The sequence below is a fragment of the Pseudomonas sp. FW215-R2 genome (assembly GCF_058789255.1).
The window spans coordinates 499052-505488 of record NZ_JBYTBO010000002.1; the positions used below are offsets into that span (position 1 = coordinate 499052).

The 6437-nt window shown below is 45.6% G+C and carries 6 protein-coding genes; all 6 read right to left on the reverse strand.

The features are described 5' to 3' along the window. Positions 1–44: 44 nt before the first annotated feature. Positions 45–608 (reverse strand): hypothetical protein, encoded by a 564-nt coding sequence (locus AC3WRD_RS04900; protein ID WP_146013071.1) that lies wholly within the window; start codon positions 606–608, stop codon positions 45–47. Positions 609–719: 111 nt separating this feature from the next. Next, positions 720–1334, reverse strand: a complete 615-nt coding sequence (locus tag AC3WRD_RS04905) for a hypothetical protein (protein WP_102620687.1) — start codon at positions 1332–1334, stop codon at positions 720–722. A gap of 247 nt (positions 1335–1581) precedes the next feature. Further along, a complete protein-coding gene (locus AC3WRD_RS04910; protein ID WP_146013072.1) occupies positions 1582–1869 on the reverse strand; it encodes a hypothetical protein in 288 nt (95 codons plus the stop codon). Positions 1870–2085: 216 nt separating this feature from the next. Then, complete coding sequence (locus tag AC3WRD_RS04915; protein WP_102620685.1) at positions 2086–3009, reverse strand: tetratricopeptide repeat protein; 924 nt, start codon at positions 3007–3009, stop codon at positions 2086–2088. Then, the gene (locus AC3WRD_RS04920) at positions 3009–5792 is read right to left on the reverse strand and encodes a hypothetical protein (protein WP_102620684.1); all 2784 of its coding nucleotides are present in this window, start codon (positions 5790–5792) and stop codon (positions 3009–3011) included. The genes AC3WRD_RS04915 and AC3WRD_RS04920 overlap by 1 nt, the downstream gene beginning before the upstream one ends. A 51-nt stretch (positions 5793–5843) precedes the next feature. Beyond that, the coding region (locus AC3WRD_RS04925; protein WP_492574033.1) for a bacteriophage T4 gp5 trimerization domain-containing protein at positions 5844–6437 on the reverse strand (594 nt) is incomplete at its 5' end.

Genomic DNA, 6437 nt, shown 5'->3' on the forward strand with positions numbered 1-6437 from the left:
CCGAGCGCAACAAATAAATTCGCCCCTCTTTGCGCTTTATCTAACTAAATCTTGTTAGGCATCACAGCCTCAAATGACGCTTTAATATCACCTAGCTTCGGATCACTTTTTAGATTTGACCTAGGTAAACATGCAGAAAATGTGACTGTCGCGCCTTTCACACCTTTCAACCCATAAAAGCAATCGAACCACAGGCCATTCTTTTCCAAAGAGAATTTGCTCTCGGCAGCGGCAACTTCATCATCAGAATTCCAGAGCATGAAGGGAGATATTAATACTCTGACTTCGGCGGAACCCGACGCTGACGAATGAGCAAGATCTACCGTTCCCGCTTCCAATCCTTGCTGAAACGAAGCATCCGCAGCGTAGTTGTAAATATATCTACCACTTCCATCAAAACGTCCAGATGCTGCTAAGCTCTTTTCAAACTCAACAGGCTCAATCAGGAAAACATTTTCTTCTGTCAAAACATCTGGATTTAAATTGACATTCGAAACAAGTTCGCCATAGCACACACCACCCCCTGCCCTCACGTTCAACTTGAAACCGGGAATCTTGGGAATTAAAACACCACAGCTATCCAAAGATGCTGATTGAGCAATTGGCAAAAAAACGCAATGAAATAAAAACCAGTGAACAGCAGAAACAAAACTTTCATCACAATGTCCTTTTAGCCAAATAAATCCGCCCCCTTTAACTTCATCATCACCAGCTATTATTTAAAATTCTCTACTCATATCCGAGCACTCCTGCACATTGGCAAGAATTTTGCGACTACCGTAGTTAAAAACACATACTGGATTTTTAAAGCTGCCTCGCATTTTCTTACAAACACCGCCACTCTTTTCTTTATAGACACACTGTTCACCAGAAATAATCAACTCCTTGCCCGATGTCAACGTTAATACCTCACGCCCCTCAATACGATATATGCTTTCGTATATTGAACCACCAGACTGCTGAATATCTTTGTAACTTCCGTCTTGCAGTTCAGATGCACCAGCAGGAACGGACCCAATATACTCAGCTGAACCGTCTTTAATTGAAGCAGCGAAAATCATGATTTGAGAGTTAAGCCCCATGTCTTCGCTGGTGGGGTAAGAGAATATAAGGGGTGCGCTAGACTCATTCAATGATGTTCTATAGACGTAATCAGACTTACACCCTCGGTCCGGATTCTCAATAGCAAAAGCCCCACCTTCGAAAGAAAGAATCAGTCCAACCTTAGAATCCGTGCTCTGGTCAGAAATCTTGCACAGCAGTTGGTACTCAATCGGGCCAGCTACAACAGAAGCAGTATAAGCAAACAACAAAGCAATAATCAGCCTAATCATCTATAACGACCTTAAAAATGCTCTAACAATTTAGTGGTTAATGTTTCTCTATCACCGAAATGAGCAGCATCCGGCCATCAAACAAGTTCGCCATCTTTACTTTAATTTTTAATTCTGCCTATTTATCATCATAGTCAACATGATAGGTTTTGAGCCTTTGAACAACAACAGCATACGCTTTCTCAATACCTTAATGTCTTGTTCGTCACCACATGTATCTACCATGAACACGTGATCACTGCCGGCTTCAAACACTGCCGTAAAAACAGTATGAATTTGAATAATATACGCCTTCCCAACCGGACCAATTCTCCCCAGAAACTCGATTGGCCTTTGATAGCGGGTGCATCCCTGTGCCAATTTTTAAACCGTCCGCCTCTTGCACAAATCCACTAGCTACAGCATCTGCAAAGCTCATAGCCGTGCAACTCATTTGAATATTTTTTGCTCTACCATCTTTATACTTGTACTTAATAAATGAAACATCGTCATCAGTTTTAAAAAATGAAACGCCAGAAGTTTTTTTCACTTCCATTACACAACCTTTGCTTTGCACAACTAGGTTCTCACTAGCATGTACAAAAGAAAACGAGCTCAAAAAATACAAAAAAACCACTTATTCATTTTTCTGCCTTGAAATAAGCGGGACTGAAATAAGCGGGACAGATCTATTTAAACGCCGAACCAAGACCAAAGCCACTGAGCGCAACAAATGAATCTGCCACCTTTCCTCAAGCTTACATCTCTAATATCAGGGACAATCAAGCTTAGATTTTACCGACGCAGGTATACGCGATGACTTCCCCTGCTCATTCATTTTATTTGCGTAATCCTTATAGAGCAGGCACGCATCTTTTTTCATGCCTATATCCCAGTACGCATCTGCCAGATTCAGGACAGCAACAACCCTCTTAGGATATTTTTGGTTAATGACCTTCAAGAGCATCGCTGCCAAGATAGGTTCTTTATTTCGATACAGATAATAAGCATAGTCATTGACCGCCACGACATTATCGTCGCCAACAATCAAGGCTATCTCGTATATCAGATCTTTCGGAATACTGATTCGCTCCCCAGCGGCATCAGCCTTAAAGAACAGAGAACTTTTTTCGCCTTCAGGCAGCTTTTTAAATATGTACTTAAAATCGTTATGTATTTCCATTATTTTTTTATTTTCTGCGACATTTTTGACAATCGGACCATTGCCAGAAAATTGAGAAAATTTTACACAGCAATCAATGCGCCGCACGTCAAACTGTCGAGGAAACTTAGCCTCACTTGGGACTTCCTCACCACCAATCGAGTATTTCTCATCCCTGTAAGGCTCCTCCCACTGTGACATTTTGTATAACACCCAATCTTTAACACTCAAATTCCACCTGAAATCGTACTTTGTTATTAGAGTGTTGTGTATTTGATAATCAATCAGCAGCGAAAAATCACCTGGTATGTATCCGCTGGAAAGACCACCATTACCGAGTTCAAAGGAGCCAGTTCTTTTTTCATCCGTGCCACCAATGCTTATTGTTATATTCGAAAAATCGAGATCATCAGCAGGTAATGATACGGAGTAGCTATCACATATCCCGTCGGCATTAAGATCGACTTTACAGTTAGGCTCTGCTTGCGCGGCACTGGTTACGAACAAAAAAATCAAAACAAATAAAAATTTCATCAAAGCGTTCCTCCAAGCGCAATTATTCGGGTTTCAGCATACTGCTTCGCAACAGTCGCAGTTCTACCTGGCGCATAATATCTCTTTGTTGTATCGCCGCTCACTGAAGAATTTGTGTTGTACAACTCAATAAAGCGCTTATACCCTATTATCGCTTGGGCCGGGTCTGATGTTTTGCCGGAAGTCCCTCCTGCGGGATCGCTCCAAAGCCCCCAAGCAAATGAAAATTTAGCATCTTTGTATGCTTTACTTTCAGCCAACTCATAAACACCTGACCTATTCAGCTTAGCGCAGCCCTGTATATTTAATGTCTTCAGTGCGAGATTCAAGAACTGCAGTCGATCGTCATAGCCATTGAACCCACCATTTACTTTCGCTGTGCAGTAAATAAAGTCATCCATATCTGAGCTTGAAGTCAGGCGTTTATAGTTAGCCCAAAACCATCCAACCGAAACTACACTATGTGGCAATTGAGCCATTTTGTGGTAATTGGGCGCCCCAAGGAAATTTTCATGTATGAAAAGCCCATAAGCTTTATAGTTTTCCTCATAGGTAATCTGAATGAGCCCTCGACCGATATATGGCGCATAATCCGGAGTACCATTAACACCTTCAACCGTAAGTCGAAGACTGCCACTTTCGTGCAACATTTGAGCAAGAACATGTGCCTTACTAATACAGGTGACAATACCTGCCGTTGCATACATCTCAGTAAGCAAGTCGGTATATTTATTAATATTAGCCTGTGTTGCTAATGGAGCTATCAGCTTCATTTGCTCCTTCGTAATTATTTCAGAGCAATTACACCCAGCGCTGTGTGCGAAAGATGAAATGAGACCAACGGGATTAATATGCTGCACACGGGACTCGCTAGTAATTCCATGCTGCCCAACCAGCTTCGCCCACCAACTTAACCGTTCAATTCGCACCTTTTCTTCGACCCAAGTTTTATGAGGGTCAGAATCGCTGTGGCCAATAATTTCATCTAACGCATCCCATTTTTCTTTTTTGTACTCCCATTCATTCTCATAACGCGTCACCATCTGCGATATAGGTTGAGAGAACCATGGTTTGCCCAACGCCTCAGCAATTTCAGAAGGCGCGAGTTTTTTATCTCCATTCCTGTCGAGAATCTTGTACAACGTCTCGTTAACAGAGCCAGCTAGGGCGGTCTCTACATTCGGTAGATACGACTCACGCTCTTGCTCATCGAGATTCTCTTGAGCATGCAGAAAAGCTGCTAGGTGGTCGACATTGCTCGTGGTTTCGTCAATAAAGGTGAAACCATTCCATTCAAAAGGAGAGTGCCGGGAGAGTACTGTGTCAGGTTCTGCAAACCACCCATCAATTCCATTACCATCTTTGCCACCTAACAACCCATCCAAGCGCCACCAATAGGTAGTGGAGGTCGATGTACCCATCACAACAGATTCTTTGATCTTTTTCTCCGCGGGTAATGCTTCAAGCAGTCCAACGGGAATATAGAAGTCATAGCCCACTTTGTTGCCTGGATCTGCTGCTTTAGGAGGAGTCGCGGCATTCATATGTGGTGCATGAGTAACTAACCAAGTATCTACTGGTATCTTGACTAATGTCTTTTCAGCAGCGGGAAGGCCGACAGCCTTCTTTTCACTTTTACTAGTAAAAGATTCCACGTCCTCACAGCTGAAAACTTCCAGGTGTAATAAATTTTTCGGAGCGGCATCTGCATGGGTCTGATATTTTCCAACATGCCCCAACACCTCACCGGCCTTAACTTTGTAGGCCTGAGGCAGTGGAACTACCTGCCCAATAGGGGCATGTGGCTCGTTCTTGGCTTCCAAATCTTCAAGCCAAACAAATCCAGGCAATTTACCGTCGCTACTAGCCTCGAGTGCGGGAATAGGCTGACCACCTACAATCTCAACTAGCTTTCGATACTTCCTCGCGGCTTGTTCATCGCTAATTCTGATCTGCGTACCCGCAGGTAAAAACGCGATAGGCTGCCCACCGCTGGTCGCATCGCGAACGTTGGCACCGCTCTTCTGATCTGGAGGCGCGTCTTGAGCTTCCTCTCCTACCAAGTAGCTCTCACCCCCCAGATGTTTCATTTGCCCCTTAAATACCCATCCAGTGTTGACAGCCAAGCTGGGGAACTCAGGCGTCACGCTTACTACTGCGAGCCAGTCTTGGTTAGGTGGTGCCGGTTTGGTGAGAACCTTAGTGCCACGGGGTAGTACGGCCAAAATAGGTGTTTGAGACGAATTGCCTTCACGAACCCTAAGCCCCAATGATTTGGTTCGTAGATTTTCCTTTACTTGATAAAGACCTTTCCCCCAGAAACCCGGTGGCTTAAGCGAAGGATTCGCTTTGTAGGTTTCCCAATCAAGTAGGTGCATATAGAGACTGAAGAACGTCAGGCTCGGCCCGGGCGCAGCAGCCGCACCGGTAGCAGGAGCCGGCGTAGAAGGTGCCGGAAGCTCAAGTCGATGCTTCACCAACACAAACCCCGTCGAATAAACCGAGTGCGTCGAGCCAAAATCAGAAGTCGGATATTTCTCGTCAATACGGTAGGCGACGACCTCTCCATCAGCGATGCACCTGACCTCTGTGAGATCGTTGACCAATCCCGAAGCCTCATCGAAATGAACACCACCATGCCAAAGACCATTGGCCCCCAATGGGTAGTAACCATCTTTTGCTTTAGCTAACGCTTTGTAGAACTGCTGCGGATCGGTCGCTTCGGCTGTCCCTACCTTCAGGGGATACGACCATTTTTGAACTTTGTTCGTTGTCTCTGTCATTACCAATTACCTGAATTCTGATCCCTGGTGGCTTGGATTGCCGTCGATGTCTTACCCGGAAAAATTGAGCATTCGTTTCGGCTTGCGTTTGACCTGTTCTTCAGGCGCATTCAACAACGCCTGATCCATCAAACTCCCCGCCTTATCCTTATCCGCCGCCCCCGGCAGCACCGGCGGTTTGATCCCGATCCCGGTCCCCGACCCAGCCGACCCGCCAGCATTAATCTTCACCACCGGCCCAACCACCGTCACACCACCGCCATCCAGCTTGATAAAACTGCCGCCGCCGAGAATCGTCAGCTCAGTCCCCGCCTCAATGACAATCTTGTCCCCCGCCTTGATGTGTATCTCTTTCCCGGCACTGGTCAGTTGCGCCGTACCAAGCTTCACATGCTGGCTCTCACCAATAGTCAGGTGGTCGTCCATCCGCGCTTCGATCTTGCGGTCGGAAATCGTGGTGCGGTGTTCTTCGGCCTTGAGCTCGGTGTAGGTGTTCTTCACCACGGTGTCGTGACGTTCGTTGCCAACGCGGATTTTCTGGTCGTGCTCAACGTTTTCATCCCAGTCCCGCTGGGCGTGGATGAAGATTTGTTCGGCGCCTTTTTTGTCTTCGATGCGCAGTTCGTTGTAGCCACCGCCGCCCGG